At 72.0% G+C, this 20470-nt stretch carries 17 protein-coding genes; 12 read left to right on the top strand and 5 right to left on the bottom strand.

Translation table 11 applies throughout. The features are described from left to right. The first annotated feature begins 12 nt into the window (after positions 1-12). From A8711_RS21320 to pknB, 7 genes are read left to right on the top strand one after another with little or no spacing between them, the layout of a single operon-like run. The gene (locus tag A8711_RS21320) at positions 13-801 is read left to right on the top strand and encodes a DUF3662 and FHA domain-containing protein (RefSeq protein ID WP_026267912.1); all 789 of its coding nucleotides are present in this window, start codon (positions 13-15) and stop codon (positions 799-801) included. A gap of 6 nt (positions 802-807) precedes the next feature. Then, complete coding sequence (locus A8711_RS21315; RefSeq protein WP_030500489.1) at positions 808-1293, top strand: FHA domain-containing protein; 486 nt, start codon at positions 808-810, stop codon at positions 1291-1293. Then, entirely contained in the window at positions 1290-2735 is a 1446-nt protein-coding gene (locus A8711_RS21310) for a PP2C family serine/threonine-protein phosphatase (protein WP_069088772.1), read from the top strand. The genes A8711_RS21315 and A8711_RS21310 overlap by 4 nt, the downstream gene beginning before the upstream one ends. 28 nt (positions 2736-2763) lie before the next feature. Beyond that, positions 2764-4254 (top strand): FtsW/RodA/SpoVE family cell cycle protein, encoded by a 1491-nt coding sequence (locus A8711_RS21305; RefSeq protein ID WP_043327622.1) that lies wholly within the window; start codon positions 2764-2766, stop codon positions 4252-4254. After that, entirely contained in the window at positions 4251-5759 is a 1509-nt protein-coding gene (locus A8711_RS21300; protein ID WP_043327621.1) for a penicillin-binding protein 2, read from the top strand. Before A8711_RS21305 ends, A8711_RS21300 begins: the two co-directional genes overlap by 4 nt. Before the next feature lies 1 nt (position 5760). Beyond that, positions 5761-7158: a serine/threonine-protein kinase gene (locus A8711_RS21295; protein WP_043327620.1), complete on the top strand. Its 1398-nt coding sequence runs from the start codon at positions 5761-5763 to the stop codon at positions 7156-7158. Further along, positions 7155-8987: a Stk1 family PASTA domain-containing Ser/Thr kinase gene (pknB, locus tag A8711_RS21290; protein ID WP_069089172.1), complete on the top strand. Its 1833-nt coding sequence runs from the start codon at positions 7155-7157 to the stop codon at positions 8985-8987. Before A8711_RS21295 ends, pknB begins: the two co-directional genes overlap by 4 nt. A gap of 182 nt (positions 8988-9169) precedes the next feature. On the opposite strand, the gene A8711_RS21285 is transcribed toward pknB, so the two are convergent. The 4 genes from A8711_RS21285 to A8711_RS21270 all read right to left on the bottom strand — a co-directional run bounded on the left by A8711_RS21285 (position 9170) and on the right by A8711_RS21270 (position 12758). Continuing rightward, the gene (locus A8711_RS21285; RefSeq protein ID WP_064448127.1) at positions 9170-9820 is read right to left on the bottom strand and encodes an aminodeoxychorismate/anthranilate synthase component II; all 651 of its coding nucleotides are present in this window, start codon (positions 9818-9820) and stop codon (positions 9170-9172) included. Between the two features lie 5 nt (positions 9821-9825). Next, a complete protein-coding gene (locus tag A8711_RS21280; protein WP_030500496.1) occupies positions 9826-10098 on the bottom strand; it encodes a hypothetical protein in 273 nt (90 codons plus the stop codon). Positions 10099-10101: 3 nt separating this feature from the next. Further along, positions 10102-11235, bottom strand: coding sequence for a class E sortase (locus A8711_RS21275; protein WP_255365666.1), 1134 nt, complete (start codon positions 11233-11235; stop codon positions 10102-10104). A gap of 716 nt (positions 11236-11951) precedes the next feature. Further along, entirely contained in the window at positions 11952-12758 is an 807-nt protein-coding gene (locus A8711_RS21270; RefSeq protein WP_043327617.1) for a DUF881 domain-containing protein, read from the bottom strand. 230 nt (positions 12759-12988) lie between these two features. On the opposite strand from A8711_RS21270, the gene A8711_RS21265 reads away from it, so the two are divergent. From A8711_RS21265 to A8711_RS21245, 5 genes are all read left to right on the top strand, one after another. Beyond that, positions 12989-13252 (top strand): cell division protein CrgA, encoded by a 264-nt coding sequence (locus A8711_RS21265; RefSeq protein ID WP_043327616.1) that lies wholly within the window; start codon positions 12989-12991, stop codon positions 13250-13252. Between the two features lie 179 nt (positions 13253-13431). After that, entirely contained in the window at positions 13432-15630 is a 2199-nt protein-coding gene (locus tag A8711_RS21260; protein ID WP_069089171.1) for a (Fe-S)-binding protein, read from the top strand. A gap of 138 nt (positions 15631-15768) precedes the next feature. After that, positions 15769-17076: a hemolysin family protein gene (locus A8711_RS21255; protein WP_043327614.1), complete on the top strand. Its 1308-nt coding sequence runs from the start codon at positions 15769-15771 to the stop codon at positions 17074-17076. Next, entirely contained in the window at positions 17069-18073 is a 1005-nt protein-coding gene (locus tag A8711_RS21250) for a hemolysin family protein (protein ID WP_064447992.1), read from the top strand. The genes A8711_RS21255 and A8711_RS21250 overlap by 8 nt, the downstream gene beginning before the upstream one ends. A gap of 170 nt (positions 18074-18243) precedes the next feature. After that, the gene (locus tag A8711_RS21245; protein WP_064448126.1) at positions 18244-19254 is read left to right on the top strand and encodes a C40 family peptidase; all 1011 of its coding nucleotides are present in this window, start codon (positions 18244-18246) and stop codon (positions 19252-19254) included. A 65-nt stretch (positions 19255-19319) separates the two neighbouring features. Here A8711_RS21245 and A8711_RS21240 read toward each other — a convergent pair. Then, positions 19320-20470, bottom strand: a 1151-nt coding sequence (locus tag A8711_RS21240; RefSeq protein ID WP_141707676.1) for an N-acetylmuramoyl-L-alanine amidase, incomplete at its 5' end; no start/stop codon positions are given.

Raw genomic sequence — 20470 nt, 5'->3', positions numbered from 1 at the left:
CCGGATACCATCATTGCCTCGGGACCCGAGGAGGAGCCGGTGAGCGTGCTGCAACGCTTCGAGAAGCGTCTGGAAGGCCTGGTCGAGGGGGCCTTCGCCAAGGTCTTCAAAGGGGTGGTCCACCCCGTGGAGATCCTCAACGCCATGCAGCGGGAGGCCGAGGCGCACAAGGCGATCCTGGCCGGTGGGCGCACCCTTGTGCCCAACCGCTACGTGATCGATCTCTCGCCCTACGACCACAGTCGGCTGGCGCCGTACGCTGCCGCGCTGGCCCAGGAGCTGGCGCAGTCGCAGGCCGAGTTCATCGGCGAGCAGGCGTGGACGGTCTACGGCGACGTGATCGTCGAGGTCGAGCGCGGTGAGGGCCTGGACACCGGCATGTTCAGGGTCACCGCCGAGGTCTACACCGGCGGGGACGTCGCCCCGGTCTCCGCGCCCGGCGGCTACGACGCCGGCCCGGCGTACCCGGCGTACGACCAGGGCGGCGGCTACGGCCCTCCGCCCGGTCACGGCGGTGGCCGCAACGTCCGCCTGGTCTCCGGCGACGGCCGCACCTACCCCCTCCAGATGGGCTCGACCGTGATCGGCCGCGGCGACCAGGCCAACCTGCGCCTGCCCGACGTCGGCATCTCGCGACGCCACGCCCGGCTGGACTTCGACGGCGGGCAGGTCGTGCTGACCGACCTGGGCTCCACGAACGGCACGATGGTCAACGGCCAGCGCGTCTCGGCGGTCGCCCTCAACCCCGGCGACATGATCCAGCTCGGCACCACGACGCTGACCTTCCGCGTGGACGGCTGATCCCCGTTGCCGGAGCTCGTCATCACCGTCGCCCGGTTCGGGTTCCTCATCCTGCTGTGGATCTTCGTGTTCACGGTCGTCGGTGTGATCCGCCGGGACCTGTTCGCGGGCGCCCGGTCGGGCCGCCTGGTGGCCGCGCCGCGGGGGATCGGCGCGTCGACCGGGCAGGCGGGGAAGCCGGCGAAGGCCAAGCGCGGCCGGGCCGCCCACCAGCTCGTGGTCACCGCCGGCCAGCTGGCCGGCACCCGGATCACGCTCGGCGAGGCCCAGATCACCATCGGCCGGGCGGAGGACTCGACGCTGGTGATCACCGACGACTACGCCTCGGCGCGACACGCCCGGCTGGTGCCCCGTGAGGGGCAGTGGTACGTCGAGGACCTCGGATCGACTAACGGCACCTATCTCGATCGCGCTAAGGTCACCGGACCAACCCCCGTCCCCCTCGGCGTGCCGATCCGGATCGGCCGCACTTCCCTCGAATTACGGCCATGACTCTGACCCTGCGCTACGCGGCCCACAGCGACCGCGGTCTGATCCGAGACGGCAATCAGGATTCCGTCTACGCCGGACCGCGGCTGCTCGCCGTGGCCGACGGCATGGGCGGCATGGCCGCCGGTGACGTCGCCAGCAACATCGTCATCGGTGCCATGGCGCCGCTCGACGAGGACGTCCCCGGTGACGCCCTGGTCGACGCGCTCCGCTCCGCCGTGGGCACCGCCAACCAGCAGCTCCGCGACACCGTGGACGCCAACCCGCAGCTGGAGGGGATGGGCACCACGCTCACCGCGACCCTCTTCTCCGGCAGCAAGCTCGGGATGGTCCACATCGGTGACTCGCGGGCCTATCTCCTGCGCAACGGTGAGTTCGCGCAGATCACCAAGGACGACACGTACGTCCAGATGCTCGTCGACGAGGGCCGGATCAGCGCGGAGGAGGCGAGCAGCCACCCCCAGCGCTCGCTGCTCACCCGGGCGCTCGACGGCCGCGACATCGACCCGGAGTACAGCGTCCGGCAGGTGCTGCCCGGCGACCGCTACCTGATCTGCTCCGACGGGCTCTCCGGCGTGGTCAGCGCGGACACCATCGCCGACACCATGCGGGAGTACCCCGACCCGCAGCGGTGCGTGGAACGCCTGGTGCAGCTCGCGCTGCGCGGCGGCGGCCCGGACAACATCACCGTGATCATCGCCGACGCCACCGACCAGGACATCGTCGAGGCGTCCCCGATCGTGGGCGGCGCCGCCGCCCGGGACCGCGGCATGGCGACCTCGGCCGACGACTCCACCCCGGCGGCCCGCGCCTCGGCGCTGTCCGCGCCCCGGCCACCCGTCCCCGAGGAGCCGGCGGACAACCGCGACGACGAGCCCGACGGCCGGCGCCGCCGACCGCTGCGCACCGTCGCGATGGTGCTGGCGCTCGCGGTCATCGTCGGCGGCGGCGTGTTCGGCGGCTGGACGTACACCCAGCGGCAGTACTACGTCGGCGCCACCGACGACGGCCAGCTCGCGGTCTTCCGCGGCGTGCCCGGCCAGGTCGCCGGGCTGGACCTGTCGAACGTGCACGAGCGCAGCGACGCCCGGCTCGACGACCTGACGCTGGCCGCCCAGGAGCGGGTGAAGCAGGGCATCCAGGCCCGCAACGAGCCGGACGCCGAGCGCCGGCTGGCGGAGCTGACCAGCGACGACCCGGGCAACCCGAACCTCAAGCCGCTCTGCCCGCCCGACCCGACGCCCGGTGTGACCAGTCCGACGCCGGTGGCCACCACCGACCCGCTGCCCCCGCCGAGCGGCAGCCCGCTCCCGTCCACGCCGCCCGCGGGCGCGTCGACGCCCACCCCCGACGCGCCGACGCCGACGTTCACCACCACGCCCGACGCCGTTCCCTCCGACACCGTTCCGCCGGCCGATCCGGCGGGTTGCCGGTCGCCGCAGTGAGTGCCGGCTCGATCCCGAGGACGTATCCGTGACCGCAGCCGCCGTACCGGCCGCCTCGCCCGCTTCGACGGGCGAGCAGTCCGGCGTACGCCTGGCCCGGTCCCGGCGTAACGCCGAGCTGTCCCTGCTCCTGCTCGCCATGGTGCTCGTGGCGGCGTACGCGGCGATGGTCGAGGCGAAGGCGCTGGACACGATCACGTCCGACTTCTGGATCCCGGCCGCCGCGCTGGGGCTGGTCTTCCTCGGCCTGCACCTGGTGATCCGCTGGCTGGCGCCGTACGCCGATCCGGCGCTGCTGCCGGCGGTGGCCCTGCTCAACGGCATCGGCGTGGGCTTCCTGCGCCGGTACGACCTGGCCAAGGCCGCGCCCGCGGAGCGGGAGGACCTGGCCATCTTCGCCGGCACCGGTGGCCGGCAGCTCGCCTGGACGCTGGCCGCCGTGGTGCTTGCCGCCGGGCTGCTGGCGATCCTGCGCGACCACCGGTCGCTGTCCCGGTACGCGTACACGCTGGGCCTGGCCGGCATCGTGCTGGTGATGATCCCGGCGGTGCTGCCCAGCCGCTTCTCCGAGATCAACGGCGCCAAGCTGTGGATCAAGTTCGGCGGGTTCTCCATCCAGCCGGGCGAGTTCGCCAAGCTGGCCCTGCTCACGTTCTTCGCCTACTACCTGGTGCGCAAGCGTGAGGTGCTCTCGCTCGCCAGCCGGCGGGTGCTCGGCATCGACTTCCCGCGCGGGCGCGACCTCGGCCCGGTGCTGGTGGTGTGGCTGGTCAGCCTCCTGGTCCTGATCTTCGAGAAGGACCTGGGCACCTCGCTGCTCTACTTCGGCATGTTCGTGGTGACGCTCTACATCGCCACCGAGCGGGTGAGCTGGCTGCTCATCGGTCTGATCCTGTTCTTCGGCGGCGCCTATCTGGCGTACGTGCTGGGCAGCACCGTGGGCGGCCCGTTCGCGAACTTCTACGACCGGGCGCAGATCTGGCTCGACCCGTTCGCCGAGCCGTACGACCGGGGTTACCAGTTGGTGCAGGGCCTGCTCACGCTCGGCACCGGCGGTCTGTTCGGGGCCGGTCCGGGTGGCGGCCAGCCGACGCTGCTGCCCGAGGTGCAGACCGACTTCATCTTCGCCGGCATCGGTGAGGAGATCGGCCTGTTCGGTCTCTCCGCGCTGCTGGTGATCTACCTGCTGATCGTGGAGCGGGGCCTGCGCGCCGCGCTGGCGGTGCGGGACTCGTTCGGCAAGCTGCTCGCCGGTGGCCTGGCGTTCACGCTGGGCCTGCAGGTCTTCGTCATCGTCGGCGGCATCAGCAAGCTCATCCCGCTGACCGGCCAGACCACCCCGTTCCTGTCCGCCGGTGGCTCCTCGCTGATGGCGAACTGGCTGCTGATCGCGGTGCTGCTGCGCGTCTCCGACGGTGCCCGCCGACCGGTGACCGGTGGTGGCGGCCCGGCGGCCCGGCCGTCCGGTGGTCCACCCGAGCAGTTGCACGGCGCCCCGACGGAGGTGATCCGACCGTGAACGCCCCTCTGCGCCGCGTCGGCGTGGTCGTGATGGTCCTGTTCGGGCTCCTCTTCGCGAACCTGAACTGGATCCAGGCCTACAAGGCCGACGAATACCGCAACAGCGACTACAACGGCCGGGTTCAGGTCGCCGAGTACGACCGCAAGCGCGGCAACATCGAGGTCGGCGGCACCGCGTACGCGCTCAGCAAGGAGACCGGCGGTGAGCTGAAGTACCAGCGGACCTACCCGGGCGGCGAGATGTACGCGCACGTGCTCGGCTGGAAGCCGGTCAACGGCAGCGCGAGCGGTATCGAGCGGGTGGAGAACGACTTCCTCGCCGGCACCAGCGACGCGCTGATCGCCAACCGGATCAAGGACATGTTCACCGGTGACGAGACCGGTGGCGGGAACGTGGTGCTGACGCTGTCGAAGCGGGCCCAGGAGACGGCGTACAAGCAGCTGAACGACAACCAGGTGGGCGCGACGAAGGGCGCGGCGATCGCGATCGACCCGCGTACCGGCGCGGTGCAGGCGCTGGTCTCCATGCCGAGCTTCGACCCGAACCCGCTGGCCAGCCACAACAGCACCGAGGCGGACCGGGCGTACAACACGCTGGAGAAGGACAAGGATCGGCCGCTGGCGAACCGGGCGCTGTCCGAGACGCTGCCGCCCGGCTCCACCTTCAAAATCATCATGGCGGCGGCCGCGCTGGAGAACGGCGTCGGCCAGCAGACCCGCATCCCGGCCGGCTCCAGCTACACCGCGCCCGGCGCCGGACAGCCGATCCGCAACGCCGCGCCGTCGATCTGCCCCGAGTCGCAGGTGACGCTGCGCGAGGCGGTCACCGAGTCCTGCAACACCGGCTTCGCCCAGCTCGGCGTGCGGCTCGGCGCGGACAAGGTGAAGGAGAAGGCCAAGCAGTTCGGCTTCGAGCAGGACGACCTCACCGTCGGCCAGCTCGGCGAGGGTGGCCTCCCGGTGGCGGCCAGCCGCACCGGCGACATGCAGAACCCGGACGGCAGCACCGACCCGGCGGCGCTCGCCCAGTCGTCGATCGGCCAGAACAACGTGCGGATGACGCCGTTGCAGGGCGCGCTGATCGCGGCCGCGGTGGCGAACAAGGACGGCAAGCAGATGCGTCCGTACCTGGTCAAGCAGTTGCTCGGGCCGGACCGCACCACCGTCTACGACCCCGCCCAGCCGCGCGAGCTGCGCCGCCCGATCAGCGGTCAGGTCGCGGCCGACCTGCGCGACATGATGCAGAACGTGGTGAAGGAGGGCACCGGCCGCCGGGCCGCCATCGACGGCTACCTGGTGGGCGGCAAGACCGGTACCGCGCAGTCCGGCCCGAACACGCCGGACCACGGCTGGTTCATCGGCTTCGCGCTGGACAAGGACGGCACGCCGCTGTCCGCCGTCTGCGTCGAGCTGGAGCAGGCGGGCAACGGCGGCAGCGCCGAGGCGGCCCGCATCGCCGGCCGGATCATGGCGGCGGCCATCGCGGACTCCGGGAGGCGCTGACGTGCTGAGCCCGGGGGTGAAGCTCGGCAACCGCTACCGCCTCGACGAGCGGATCGCCAGCGGTGGCATGGGCGACGTGTGGCGCGGCACCGACCAGGTGCTGGGCCGTACCGTCGCGGTCAAGAGCCTGCTCCCCGCGCTGCTGGACGAGCCGGGCTTCGCCGAGCGGTTCCGGGGCGAGGCGCGGACCATGGCGACCATCAACCACCCGGGCGTGGTCGACGTCTACGACTTCGGCAGCGACCAGCACATCGCGTTCCTGGTGATGGAGTACGTCGAGGGCGACGCGCTGTCGGCCACGCTCAGCCGGGTCGGCCGGCTGACCCCGGCGCGGACCATGGCGCTGCTGGCCCAGGCCGCCGACGCGCTGCACGCCGCGCACGAGAAGGGCATCGTGCACCGTGACGTGAAGCCCGGCAACCTGCTGGTCCGGCCGAACGGCACGCTCGTGCTCACCGACTTCGGCATCGCCCGCTCCGAGCTGGTCGGCCAGCTCACCGCCGCCGGCTCGGTGCTCGGCACCGCCTCGTACATCTCGCCGGAGCAGGCCACCGGTGCGGTGGCCACGCCCGCCTCGGACGTCTACGCGCTCGGCGTGGTCGCGTACCAGTGCCTCGCCGGCCGGCGCCCCTTCGAGGGGGACAACCCGCTCGAAATCGCCATGAAGCACGTACGGGAGACGCCCCGGGCGCTTCCGGCCGACATCCCGCCGCAGGTCCGGGCCATCGTGGAGCGGGCCATGGCGAAGGACCCTTCCGCCCGCTGGCCCAGCGCCGCCGCGCTGGCGAGCATCGCCCGGCAGGCCAAGCTCGCGCTCTCCCAGGCGGCCCGCGCCGGACGGCCCATCTCGGCCGCGCCCGCCTCACCGGCCGCACCCGTCGCACGCGCTCAGGTGCCGACCGCTCCCCGGCCGCAGCCACCGGCCGCCGCCGCGCATCCGCAGCCCCGTCCGCCGGTCTCCCCGGCCCGTCCGCCCGTTTCGCCGGCCCGCCCGCCGGTGACGCAGCGCCCGGCCGTGATCGCCCACCCGGCCCCGATGCCCCGCCCGCCGGTGGCGCCGCGTGGCGCGGCACCCGTACCGCAGCGGCCCGTGCCCCAGCACAACCCCATGCCGTACGCGCGCCCGGCCGCGCCGCCTCCGCCCCGGCGCTCCCGGTCCGGGCTCTGGACGACGGCGATCGTGGTGGCCGTGCTGGTCATCCTCTGCTCGGGCGTGATTTCGTTCCTGTACCGGAAATACGGTGCTACCGCATCCGCTCCGGCGAGTGTGAGCGTGACCTCCGGCGCGGTGCGGCCGCACGGAGGCGACTATCCGGTCCGCACGTCGTACCGTCGTGAGGTACGCCTCCTGCCGGCCGACGGCGGTACGACGACGAGCGAAGGACGAGACACGCGATGACAGCGCAGGCCCGCCTGCTCGGTGGCAGGTATCAGGTCGGCGAGCTGCTGGGCTACGGCGGCATGGCCGAGGTGCACCGCGGCCGCGACCTCCGGCTCGGGCGGGATGTCGCGATCAAGATGCTCCGTGCCGACCTGGCCCGGGATGCCACCTTCCAGATGCGGTTCCGCCGCGAGGCCCAGAACGCCGCCTCGCTGAACCACCCGGCCATCGTCGCCGTCTACGACACCGGTGAGGAAACCGGCCCGACGGGCGAAACCCTGCCGTTCATCGTGATGGAGTTCGTGAACGGCAGGACGCTCAAGGAGGTTCTCGGCGTCGAGGGGCGGCTCCAGCCGCGCCGGGCGCTGGAGATCTGCGCCGACATGTGCGCGGCGCTGGAGTTCAGCCACCGGCACGGGATCATCCACCGGGACATCAAGCCCGGCAACGTGATGCTCACCCAGACCGGCCAGGTCAAGGTGATGGACTTCGGCATCGCCCGGGCGCTGGCCAGCGGCGCCACCACGATGACGCAGACCAGCGCGGTCATCGGCACCGCACAATACCTCTCTCCCGAGCAGGCGCGCGGCGAGGCGGTCGACGCCCGCTCCGACGTCTACGCGGCCGGCTGCGTGCTGTTCGAGCTGCTCTGCGGCCACCCGCCGTTCGTCGGCGACAGCCCGGTCAGCGTCGCGTACCAGCACGTGCGGGAGCAGCCGCCGACGCCGAGCACGATCAACCCGGACGTCAACCCGGCGGTCGACGCCATCGTGCTCAAGGCGCTGTCGAAGAACCCGCTCAACCGCTACCAGAGCGCCGGTGAGATGCGGGCGGACCTGCTCCGCGCCGCTGCCGGCCGGCCGGTGCTGGCCACCCCGGTGATGCCGGCCGAGGAGACCATGCCGATGGGCGCCGCCGCGGGCGGCTACCAGCAGGCGCAGCAGACCCAGATGATGGGCCCGCAGACCCGCCCGCAGCCGGTGGCGCGGGTCGGTGACCCGGGCAAGCGCAAGAGCTCGTCCTGGGTCATCGCGGCGTTCGCCGCGCTCGGCGTGCTCGCGGTGATCGCGCTGGGGACAGCGCTCTGGCTCAACCAGGCCGGCAACGAGAAGGTGTCGGTGCCCCAGCTGGTGGGCCGGTCGGCGGACGACGCGAAGGCCGCGCTCACCCAGGCCGGGCTGCGGTACGGCACAGGCGATCCGGTGCAGAACACCACCTGCGAGAAGGGCTCGGTGGTCGAGCAGAGCCCGACGTTCGGCCAGCGGGTGGACAAGGACACCGAGGTCACCGTCAAGGTCTGCACCGGTCCGGGCCAGGTGACCGTCCCCACCGGGCTGAAGGGCAGTACCTACAACGCCGCGAAGGACCGACTGACGGAACTTGAGCTGATTCCCGTTCGCGAGGATGTCAACGACAGCGCGCCGGAGGGTCAGGTCATCTCCGTCTCGCCCACCGAGGGCAGCTCGGTCGCCGAGGGCAGCAAGGTGACGCTCAAGGTCTCCAAGGGCAACGTCGGCGAGGTGCCGACCGTCATCGGCTACACCGAGGAGCAGGCGACACAACAGCTCAAGGAGGCCGGCTACACGGTCCGGGTCCGGGAGGGCAACGAGGTCGATCCGTCCCAGGCGGGCAAGGTCAGCAAACAGTCGCCGGCCGGCAAGACGAAGCTGGCCAAGGGCGAGCGGGTGACCATCGAGGTCGACGTGCCGCGCGAGGACGAGGAGCCGACCAGCCCGACGCCGAGCGGCAGCCCCAGCACGACGCCGACCACGCCGGGCGGTGGCGGCAACGGCGGCGGCAGTGGCTTCCCGTTCCCGACCATCGCGCCCAGCCGTACCGAACGCTGAGCATCACCTGACCGACGACGCGGCGGTGTCCCCGATCCCGGGGCCGCCGCCGCGCCCGTCCCAGCGCCCGCCCCTTCCCCGTCGATCATGAACTTGACGGCGACAAATCGGGCGTCGAACGCCGTCAACTTCATGATCGTCGGGGCGGGCGGGCGGGCGGGCGGGGGGAGCGGGCGGGCGGGTCAGGCTGCGGCGAAGGCGGCCCGGCGGCGGGCGTCGACCTCGGCGGCCAGCTCCGGGGCACGCTCCAGCGCTTCCGGGAAGCCGCAGGCGGCCAGCCAGTTCGCCAGCATGAGGTGACCGCCCTCGGTCAGCACCGACTCGGGGTGGAACTGCACACCCTCGATGGGCAGCGTCCGGTGCCGCATCGCCATCACCACGCCGGAGCCGGTCCGGCCGGTGACCTCCAGCTCGTCCGGCAGCGTCTCGGGCAGTACGGCGAGCGAGTGGTAACGGGTGGCGGTGAACGGGTCGGGCAGGCCGGCGAGCACGCCCACGCCGTCGTGGCGTACCTCTGAGGTCTTGCCGTGCAGCAGTTCCGGCGCGCGCGCCACTGTGGCGCCGAACGCCTCGCCGATCGCCTGGTGACCGAGGCAGACGCCGAAGATCGGGAGCTTGCCGGCGTACTCGCGGATGACGTCCAGGCAGATGCCGGCCCGGTCCGGGCTGCCCGGACCGGGCGACAGCAGGATGCCACCGGCGCCCGCCCGGCCCACCTCGGCGACGTCGATCTCGTCGTTGCGCCGTACGTCGCAGTCGGCCCCGAGCTGGCCGAGGTACTGCACGAGGTTGAAGACGAACGAGTCGTAGTTGTCGATCACCAGGACACGCATCGGGGTCACCTGTTCGGGGTGGGGGGCGGGGCGTTGTTCGTCTCGGTGCTGTACGGCAGCTCCTCGTCGCCGGGCAGCCCGGTCGGCTCGGTGAGCCCGCCGTCACCCGGTACGCCGGAGTCCTGGGTGACCTGCACGTCGTCGAACGGCAGCAGCGGCTCGGCCCACGGGAACACCACGAACCAGAGCAGCGCGACGGTGGCGGTGGCCAGCAGCAGCGAGCCGATCAGCTTTCCGGGCAGCCCGAAGGGAAGTTTCCGCCAGATCCAGGAGTACACGGCTCACGTCTCCAGTTCGGCCGGGCGGCCCGCCGACTTGGCCTGGACGGTGTCCAGCCGGGCGTGGATGATCAGCCGCTGGTAGTTGTCGAACTTCGGGTTGCAGGTGGTCAGCGTGAGCAGCTTCTCGGTGGGCTTCTGGCCCGGCTTGCCCGGCACCGGCGCGACCACCTCCACCTGGGACGGCTTGACGATGCGCTGCTCGTAGACGCGGTAGACGAGCCAGTCGGTGCGGGTCTCGACCACTATGGCGTCGCCGGTCTTCAGCTCGTCCAGCCGCCAGAACGTGGAGCGGATCCGGTGGCCCGCCACGGCGAAGTTGCCCACCTCGCCGGGCATGGCGCTGTCCGGGTAGCGGCCCGGGGCGTACCGGATGTCGTTGGGGGTGACCCCCTCGACCACCACCCAGTGCTTGTCGAACTTGGGGATGTAGAGGCCGGCGACCGGTTTTCCGTTGGCCGGCGGCTTCGGCTTCACGGTCGGCCCGGTGGTCGGGGCGACCGTCGGGTCCGCGCCCCACTCCTGGGCGAGCTGGCTGTTCAGGTCGCTCTGGTGGGCGTCGACGATGACCGCCTTGCCCCAGATCTCGTAGCCGGCGAAGAGGAGCACCACCAGGCCGAACGTGATGAGCAGTTCGCCGGCGCCGCGTACGACGGTGCGCAGCCGGGAGCCGGCGCTGGGGCGGGTCAGCTCGGAGTAGACGCTCCGGTAGCCCTCGCCGGTCTGCTCGGGCCGCAACTGCACCACCCGCTCGCCGCGCCGGGGGCGGGGCGGCTCGGCCGGTGGCTCGTCGCCGCTGTCCGCCGCGTCCGGCGCCGGAGGCACCGCGCCCATCAGCCCGGTGGCGTCCATCCGGGGGTCCGCGGGCGGCCGGGTGACGGCGGGCAGCACCGCCGTCGCTCCCGGGTCGGCCGGCGGGGTCCGGTCCGCGTCGGCCGGGCCGCCGAACCGGGGTACGCCGGGCGCACCGGCCGCCTGCCGTCCCTCGCCCCCCGGCGTACGTCCTCCGTTCTCCCACGGCTGCGGGCCGGTGTGCGGCGGCTGGGCCCCGCGCCCACCGCGTTCCGGCGGGAGCGCGCCGCCGGCCGGGCGGGCGGGATTCTGGTGCGCCGCCGGTCCGTACGCGCCCGGCCGCATCTGCCGCTCACCCGTCCCGGGCGGGGTATCGCCGGGTCGCGTCCGGCGTTCACCCGCCGGGGGTGGGACGTCGCCCGGTCGCGTCGTGCGTTCGCCCGTCCGGGGCGGCACGTCGGCCGGCGTGGCGGGACGCATCCCGGGCCCGCGCTGGGGCGCGGCCGTGTGCTGCGGTGGACCGCCCGGCTGGCCGGTGCCGGGTCCGGCCGGCCCGGCGAAACGCGCCGGGCCGGGCCCGCCCGCGCCCGGACGGCCGGGCGATCGGTGCGCCGACTCGGGGATCCCGTCACCGGAAGGCTGGAACCCGGACTCGGGAACTCTGCCACCGGAGGGCTGGAACCCGGATTCGGGAATCCCGCCGGCGGAGGGGCGGAACCGCTTGTCGGCCTCGACGTGGTGCGGGCCGGCCGGCGGATGGGCCTGGTTGCCCGGCCAGGGCGGCGGAGCGGACCGTGGCGGGCCGGGCGGTGGCGGGGCGGTCGACGGTGGGGCGGTCGACGGTGGGGCGGTCCGTGGCGGGGCGCTCCGTGGTGGGGCGGGCGTCGGTGGGAACGGGCCCCGTCGCGCCGGAGAGGTGTGCGACGGTCCGGCGTCGGGCCAGGGCAGGTCGAGCGGGGGCGGCGACGCCGGGGCGGGGGCCGGGCGCTCGACCTTGGGGAGGAACGCGGTGGGCTCCTCCTGGCGGTCGTGGCCGCGGCGGTCCCGGGGGTCGCCGCCGCTCACCGGGGCACCGTCGCCGACTGCAACGCGGTGGAGTCCTCGAACGCCGGCACGGTGACTGTGGAGACGCGCTCGACGTAGCCGAGTTGGTAGTGCTCAGCCACTTCCTTGAACACCCGCACTCCCTCAGAGGCGGCGAGCGCCCGCTGGAGTTCCGCGGGGTCGCCGATTGCCACGATCTTGAAAGGAGGGGAGTACACCCGGCCATGCAGCAGCAGGGTGTTACCGACGCAGCGTACCGCGCTGGTGCTGAGCACGCGGACGTTCATGATTGACATGGCCTCCGCGCCGCCGGCCCAGAGCGCGTTGACCACCGCCTGGACGTCGCCCTGGTGCACGACCAGGTCGTCGTTGCTGGCGCCCTTGGGCAGCGGCTGGTCGGGCCGGCGGTCGGCGTCGTTCAGCTCGACCGTCACGCCGCTGCCGGTGAGCGCGGTGAACCCGGCGGCCTGCCGGCTCGCGGCGGCCCGGTCCCGCTCGGTCTTGATCGGCCCGTCGGCGCCGGCCAGCGCGGCGGTCTGCTCCTCCACCTCGGTGCGGAGCCGGGCGGCCTTCGCCTCGCTCGCCGCCACCTGCTCCCGGCGGTCCTCGATCAGCTGGGTGAGCTGGGGCCGGCGGTCCTCGCGCAGCGGCGTGCCGCCCGCGGTGGTGGCGGTGGTGGTGAACAGCAGCCCGGCCGCGGCGGCGATCAGGGGTACGCCGATCGACCAGCCCGGGCGGCGCTGGCGGGCGCGCCGGGGCAGCAGGGCGGCTGCCGCGCGGCGGAGGACCTTCTGCCAGGAGGCGGCGCCGGACGTGTACTCCACCGGGCGTTCCCTTTCCCGTCGTCTCGTTCCGGCTCGCGCCGATGCGAACCGACCTGATCGACCCGGAAAGTCCGCTCTTTCCGGTTACTGAGTGCACCGGCCTGGCCCCATTCGTGGCCTGGACGGTCCGTCGGGACTACGCTAGCTGTCGAACATTATTGGCCATGGACCGTCGCCCTCGCGCCCGGTTGTCAGGCCGGACGAGGTCGTACCCCCCTCTGGAGAGCGTCGTGCCCAAGTCTCAGGTCCGCAAGAAGAAGGTGTACACCCCGCCCACGGACGTTCGTCCGACGGCGACGGCGTCGACGCGCAAGCCTAGCCCGGTCTGGCTGCCGGTCACGGCGGTCGCGCTGATCGTGGTCGGCATCGGCTGGCTGGTGCTCTACTACCTGTCCGAGCAGGCGTACCCGGTCGCCACCTGGGGTTACTGGAACCTCGCTGTCGGCTTCGGCGCGATGGTCTCCTCGCTGATCCTGCTCTCCCGCTGGCGCTGAGCCGGCCGCCCGTCGACCCGGCGTAGGTCACGCCACGCCGCCCCTGCCAGGCGCTTCGTCGCCGCTACACCTAAGGTGTGCGCAGGGCGGCGTGGCCTGGTGCGAGAAGACTCACGTTACTGCTGGGTAACCTTGCGCGTAGGCTGCACGGACAAGCAGCAGACCGGGAGGCCAACTCGATGGGCAGCGTCCAGATCGTCACCACGATCCTCGCGGCCGCCATCACCGCTGTCGCGGTGTGGCTTGCGGTGCGCGCGGTCATGAAGATGACCGCCGTCATCCGGCTCGGTCAGCCCGCGCCGGAGCGCTTCGGCGACAAGGGCGCGCGTACCAAGAAGATGCTGGTGGAGACCGCAGGTCACACCCGCATGCTGAAGTGGAGCGTGGTCGGCGCCGCCCACTGGTTCGTGATGGTCGGCTTCATCGTGCTGTCGCTGCTGGTGCTGGAGGCCTACTTCGAGGTCGTCTCGACCGGTGGCGGGTTGCCGATCATCGGGCACTGGACGATCTTCGGCCTGGTCACCGAGTGGATCGGCATCCTCGGCCTGGTCGGCATCCTGGTACTGATGGCGATCCGCCTGCGCAACCGGCCGGGCCGCGCGGAGAACCGCTCCCGGTTCACCGGTTCGAGCATGTGGCAGGGCTACTTCGTCGAGTGGGTCGTCCTGCTGGTCCTGATCTTCGGGTTCGTGATCCGGGGCTTCAAGGTCGCCACCGACCACTTCGAGTACCCGGTCTGGGCCGCCCCGCTCAGCCACGCGATCGGCTCGGTCCTCCCGAACTGGGAGGCCGGCGTCAGCGTCGCCGCGCTCATCAAGATCTGCATCTCGATGACCTGGCTCATCGTGATCTCGCTGAACGTCACCATGGGCGTGGCCTGGCACCGCTTCCTGGCCTTCCCGAACATCTTCTTCAAGCGCGACCCGGAGAAGCCGGCCGGCTCCGGCCTCGGCCCGCTGCGCCCGATGACCAGCGAGGGCAAGCCGCTGGACTTCGAGGAGGCCGACCCGGAGAGGGACCAGTTCGGCGTCGCCCAGGTCGAGCAGTTCAGCTGGAAGGGCCTGCTCGACTTCAGCACCTGCACCGAGTGCGGCCGCTGCCAGTCGCAGTGCCCGGCCTGGAACACCGGCAAGCCGCTGTCGCCGAAGCTGCTGGTGCTGAGCCTGCGCGACCACGCGTACGCCAAGGCGCCCTACCTCCTGGCCGGCGGCGGCAAGGACCTCACCGGCGAGGAGAAGGCGACGCAGGAGCAGCTGGCCGGCGTCGACGTGCTCGCCATGGCCGAGGCCGACCGGCCGCTGATCGGCACCGCCGAAGAGGGCGGCGTCATCGACCCGGACGTGCTCTGGTCCTGCACCACCTGTGGCGCGTGCGTCGAGCAGTGCCCGGTGGACATCGAGCACGTGGACCACATCGTCGACATGCGCCGCTACCAGGTGCTGATCGAGTCGAGCTTCCCGTCCGAGGCCGGCGTCATGCTGCGCAACCTGGAGAACAAGGGCAACCCGTGGGGTGCCCCGCAGAACACCCGCGAGGACTGGACCAAGGGCCTCGGGTTCGAGGTGCCGCGGGTCGGCGAGGTCGACGACTTCGAGTACCTGTTCTGGGTCGGCTGCGCCGGCGCGTTCGAGGACCGAGCCAAGAAGACCACCCGTGCGGTCGCCACGCTGCTCAACGAGGCGGGCGTCTCCTTCGCCATCCTCGGCGAGGGCGAGACCTGCTCCGGTGACCCGGCCCGCCGCATCGGCAACGAGTTCGTCTTCCAGATGCTCGCCCAGCAGAACGTCGAGACGCTGAACGAGGCGTTCGAGGGCCGGGAGAAGAGCAAGCGCAAGATCGTCGCCACCTGCCCGCACTGCTTCAACACGCTCGGCAACGAGTACGGCCAGCTCGGCGGCGAGTTCGAGGTCGTGCACCACACCCAGTTGCTGGCCCACCTGGTCAGCGCCGGCAAGCTCACCCCGGTGCAGCCGGTGGACGGCGGCGTCACCTACCACGACCCGTGCTACCTGGGCCGCCACAACCGGATCTTCGCCGCGCCGCGTGAGGTGCTCGGCGATTCGATCCAGGGCGAGCTGACCGAGATGCCGCGTAACAGCGAGCGCTCCTTCTGCTGCGGCGCCGGCGGCGCCCGGATGTGGATGGAGGAGAAGATCGGCAAGCGGATCAACGTGGACCGGGTCGAGGAGGCCATGTCCACCGGGGCGAAGACCATCGCGGTCGGCTGCCCGTTCTGCTCGACGATGCTGAACGACGGCGTGAACGGCAAGGGCGCGGGCGAGCAGGTCGAGGTGGTCGACGTGGCCAGCGTGCTGCTGCGCTCGGTCAAGCCGGAGGCCCCGGCCGGCGAGCCGGAGGTCGCGCCGAGCGCGAGCTGAGGCGTACCCCGGCAGAAGCCGGACCACGACGGCGGCGGCACCCGTGCGGTGCCGCCGCCGTCGCGCACCACGGGGGCCCACCGTCGGCGCTCGCGTGCCACAATCACGCCCATCGACGGCCTTCTTCTTCTGACGCTGTTGCCCCTGGTCGGTTTCGTGCTGCTGACCGCCGGCAACGCCTTCTTCGTCGCGGCCGAGTTCGCCCTCGTCACCGTGGACCGGGCGGAGATCGACAGGCGGGCCGGCGAGGGCGACGGCCGGGCCGCCACGGTACGCCGCGCGCTGCGCGAACTGTCCTTCCAGCTCTCCGGCGCGCAACTCGGCATCACCCTCACCGCGCTGCTCACCGGCTACCTCGCCGAACCCGCGCTGGCCCGGATCTTCGCCCCGCTGCTGCATCCGCTCGGCGGCGCGGAACGCTTCTCCGGCCTGCTCGCGCTGGCCCTCGCCACGCTCATCTCGATGCTCTTCGGCGAGCTGGTGCCGAAGAACCTGGCGCTGGCCCGCCCGATGCCGGCGGCGCTCGCCACCGCCGCGCCGATGCGCGCGTTCTCCCGCATGTTCGGCTGGCTGATCCGGCTGCTGAACGAATCAGCCAACCGGCTGGTGCGCCGCCTCGGCGTGGAGCCGCAGGAGGAGCTGGCCAGCGCCCGCTCCCCGGAGGAGCTGGGCCTGCTCGCCGCCATCTCGGCGCGGGCCGGCGCGCTGCCGCCGGACACCGCGATGCTGTTGCGGCGCACGATCCGCTTCGGTGACAAGCGGGCCGCCGAGGCGATGACGCCCCGGGTGGACGTCACCGCGCTGCGCGCCACCGCGTCCGTCGCCGATCTGCTGGACCTCTCCCGGCAGACCGGCCGGACCCGGTTCCCGGTCTACGAGGAGACGCTCGACCTGGTCACCGGCGTCGCCGGGGTGCCCGACGCGCTGGGGGTGCCGCTGGCCCGCCGGGCCGTCACCTCGGTGGCCGCGGTGGCCCGGGAACCGGTGTACGTGCCGGAGAGCCTCAACCTGAACGGGGTGCTGGCCGCGCTGAAGGCCGCCGGGGCGGACCTGGCGATCGTGGTGGACGAGTACGGCGGCACCGACGGCGTGGTGACGGTGGAGGATCTGGTCGAGGAACTGGTCGGGGAGATCGCCGACGAGTTCGACCCGGACGCGGTCGACGACGCCGGGCCGGTGGAGCTCACCGTGCCGGGCGGCGAGCGGACCGTCCTGGCCGACGGCGTGCTGCGCGCCGACGAACTGGTCGAGCAGACCGGGTTCCGGCTGCCCGACGGGCCGTACGAGACGCTGGGCGGCTTCCTGATGGCGCGGCTGGGCCACATCCCGGTGCCGGGCGAGACGGTCGACGAGGCCGGGTACGAGTTCACGGTGGTGGAGGTCGACCGGCACCGGATCGAGCAGGTGCGGGTGGTGCGCCCCGAGGAGCCCGACGACGGTGCCTGAACTACTCGTGGCGGTGGTGTTGCTGCTCGGCAACGCGTTCTTCGTGGGCAGCGAGTTCGCGCTGATCGCCTCCCGCCGTACCGTGATCGAACCGCTTGCGGCGACGTCGAAGCGGGCCCGGTGGGCGCTGGCCGCGATGAACCAGATTCCGCTGATGATCGCCGGAGCGCAGCTCGGCATCACCGTCTGTTCGCTCGGCCTCGGCGCGATCGCCGAGCCGGCGCTGGCCCACCTGCTGGAGGGGCCGTTCGCCGCGCTGGGGATGCCCGCCTCGGCGGTGCACCCGGTGACCTTCGTCATCGCGCTGGCGGTGGTGGTGTTCCTGCACACGGTGGTCGGCGAGATGGTGCCGAAGAACATCACGCTGGCCGGTCCGGAGCCCTCGGCGCTCTGGCTCGGCCCGGCCATGCTGGCGTTCTGCCTGGTCACCAAGCCGCTGCTGCTGGCGATGAAGTGGGCGTCCCGGCAGGTGCTGCGGTGGTGGCGGGTGGAGGCGACAGACGCGGTGAAAACCGTGTTCACCGCCGAGGAACTGGCCGGGCTGGTCTCGCAGGCGCGTACCGAGGGGTTGCTGGACGCCGAGGAGCACGCCCGGATCACCGGCGCGCTGGCCCTGCACAGCCGTACGGCGGCGGACGCGCTGCAACAGTGGTCCACTGTCACCACAGTGGCCGAGGACGTCTCACCGGCGTCGCTGGAGGTGCTGGCGACCCGCACCGGCCGGTCCCGCTTCCCGGTGGTGCAGCGGTCCACCCGCCGGGTGCTCGGTTTCGTGCACGTGAAGGACGTGCTCGGGTACGCCGGCGCGAGTCGCCGGGCCCCCGTGCCGGCCGCTGTCTACCGGCCGCTGGCGGTGGTGCCGCCGGACCGTACGCTCGCCGACCTGCTGCTCGCGATGCGCCGCGAACGCCGCCACATGGTGCTGGTCAGCGACGGACGGCGGCCGATGGGCGTGGTGACGCTCGACGACGTATTGACAGCCATCGTCGGAAGATGAAATGAATACCCTTGGTGTGCAATCGATTGCGGATACGTGATTGAACAAACGGTCGCCTTGATTCCACCGGACGCCTTCCCTAATGTGGGGCACCGACCGCTGTGGGTCGTCTGCCTCGATCTTCCCTCTCGCGAGGCGCCCGGCGGTCGGTTGCAAAGGAGTCCGTGCCGGTGGCAACCACGCCCCCTCAACGTCACGCCCCGAGCGCTCCACCCGGCCGACGTGCCGGGTTCCACCGGATGGCACGCCGTCTGGTCACCCTGGTCGCGGCCGCCGCGGTCGGCGCCGGGATGCTGACGGCTCCGGCGCACGCGGCGCCGTCGGTGGACGAGATCGACGCGCAGATCGACAAGCAGTGGGAGCAGCTCGAACCCACCATCGAGCAGTTCAACAAGGTCCGCTCGCAGCTTCGCGCCAACCAGAAGAAGTCCAAGGCGCTGAAGGACAAGATGGTGCCGCTGGAGCTGGCCTCCACGCTCGCCATGAACAAGGTCGGCGACATCGCGGCCCGCTACTACATCCAGGGCCCGTCGCAGGAGCTGGGCGCGCTGCTGGTGAGCACCAAGCCGGGCACGCTGGCCGAGCAGCTGGTCATGCTGGACCGGATCGCCGACGACCAGCGCCGTCAGATCGCCGGTGTGCTCAAGGTGCGGGACGAGTACAACAGGCAGAAGGAGAAGCTCGACGAGCTGATCGAGCTGGAGACCAAGCAGCAGAACGACCTCGCGGCGAAGAAGAAGCAGATCGACTCGGAGATCAAGCGACTCACCGCCATGCTGCCGGTGACCTCGATCCGCCCGGCGGGCTGCCCGAAGATCGACGGCGTGGTGAGCAGCGCCGCGCGTACCGCGATCGCGACGGCGTGCGCCCAGGTCGGCGACCCGTACGTGTGGGGTGCCACCGGCCCGAACGCGTTCGACTGCTCCGGCCTCACGCAGTACGCGTACAAGGCGGCGGGCATCTCGCTCACCCACTTCACCGGCGCGCAGTGGAACGAGGGCCGCAAGGTGTCCCGTTCCGAGGCGCGCCCGGGTGACCTGGTGTTCTTCGGCTCCGATCTGCATCACGTCGGGCTCTATCTCGGCAACGGGGTGATGGTGCACGCGCCCCGGACAGGCAAACCGGTCCAGGTGTCGAGCATCAACACCCAGCCGCTCGCCGGCTTCGTCCGGGTCACCTGACCTCGGTCACACCGAAAGGCCCCCGGTCCGCATGGACCGGGGGCCTTCGCGTTCTCGGGGAGGGGTCAGCGCGGCGCGCCGACCGGGGACGGCAGGATCAGCACGTCGTCCAGGTTCACGAACATGATCCGGTGGCCGAACTGGACCTGCACGTACTGGTTCTTCCCGCGTACCACGGTCCGGTCACCCGGCGCGGAACCGTCGAACGAGACCGCCCGGTAGTACTCGCCGGGCAGCACCCCGCCGACCGCGTACCGCTGGCCGGCGGCGAACGTGTACTGCAGCGGAGAGATGGCCTGGTACGGGATGGTGTCCGGGTAGGCGGACTGCTCCGGGTAGGCGCGGCCGTACACCGGGATGGTGGCCTTGCCGGGCCGCGGGGTCACCACGAAGCCGGTGGCCCACTTGGCGGTGGGCGCGGAGGCCGGGTTGTGGAACCACGCCTTCTGGCCGAGGTACCAGATCGCGGTCCAGTCGCCCTGCCGGCCGGCGAGCGCGTACGTCTGGCCGGCCGAGGCGCGGGCGCCGTGGTCGGAGATGTACATGGTGTCCGGCGTGCCGTCCGGGCGCAGCCCGAGGTCGTTGACGAGCGGGGCGTCCGGGCTCGGCGCGGTCCGCAGGATCACCGCGGAGGAGCCGCGCGAGGGGCACGGCTGCGCCGGCGGGGTGGGCGTCGGGACGCCCGGCGGCTGCTGGTTGCAGCCGGTGAACGCGGGCCGGTTGGTGGCGAAGTCCGGGTCGATGGTGACCAGGCCGGTCTTCGCCGTGCCGGTGCCGCGGAACGGCGCCTTCATCAGGTCGAAGTAGTGCGACCAGTCCCAGTAGGGCCCCGGGTCCCAGTGCATGCCGCCCACGTTGGCGGCGGTGATGCCGGGCACGTTGTCGTGGCCGATGATGTGCTGCCGGTCCATCGGGATGCCGAACTTCAGCGCCAGGTGGCGGACCAGCTTGGCGGAGGTGCGGTACATCGCCTCGGTGTACCAGGTGCCCTGGCCGGCGAAGCCCTCGTGCTCCAGGCCGATGGACTTGGCGTTGACGTACCAGTTGCCGGCGTGCCAGCCCACGTCCTTGGTCTTGATGTGCTGGGCGATGTAGCCGTCCACCGAGCGCAGCGTGTAGTGCCAGCCCAGGTAGTCGGCCCGCTTCACCAGGTCGACGCTCGGGCCGAAGTAGCCCTCGGTGTCGTGGATGACGATGTACTCGATCTTCTGCTGCT

Source organism: Micromonospora sp. II (assembly GCF_001709195.1).
Taxonomy (GTDB): Bacteria; Actinomycetota; Actinomycetes; order Mycobacteriales; family Micromonosporaceae; genus Micromonospora; species Micromonospora chalcea.
Note: the sequence above shows the minus strand (reverse complement) of the source record. Positions and strands in the feature narration are given on the sequence as shown.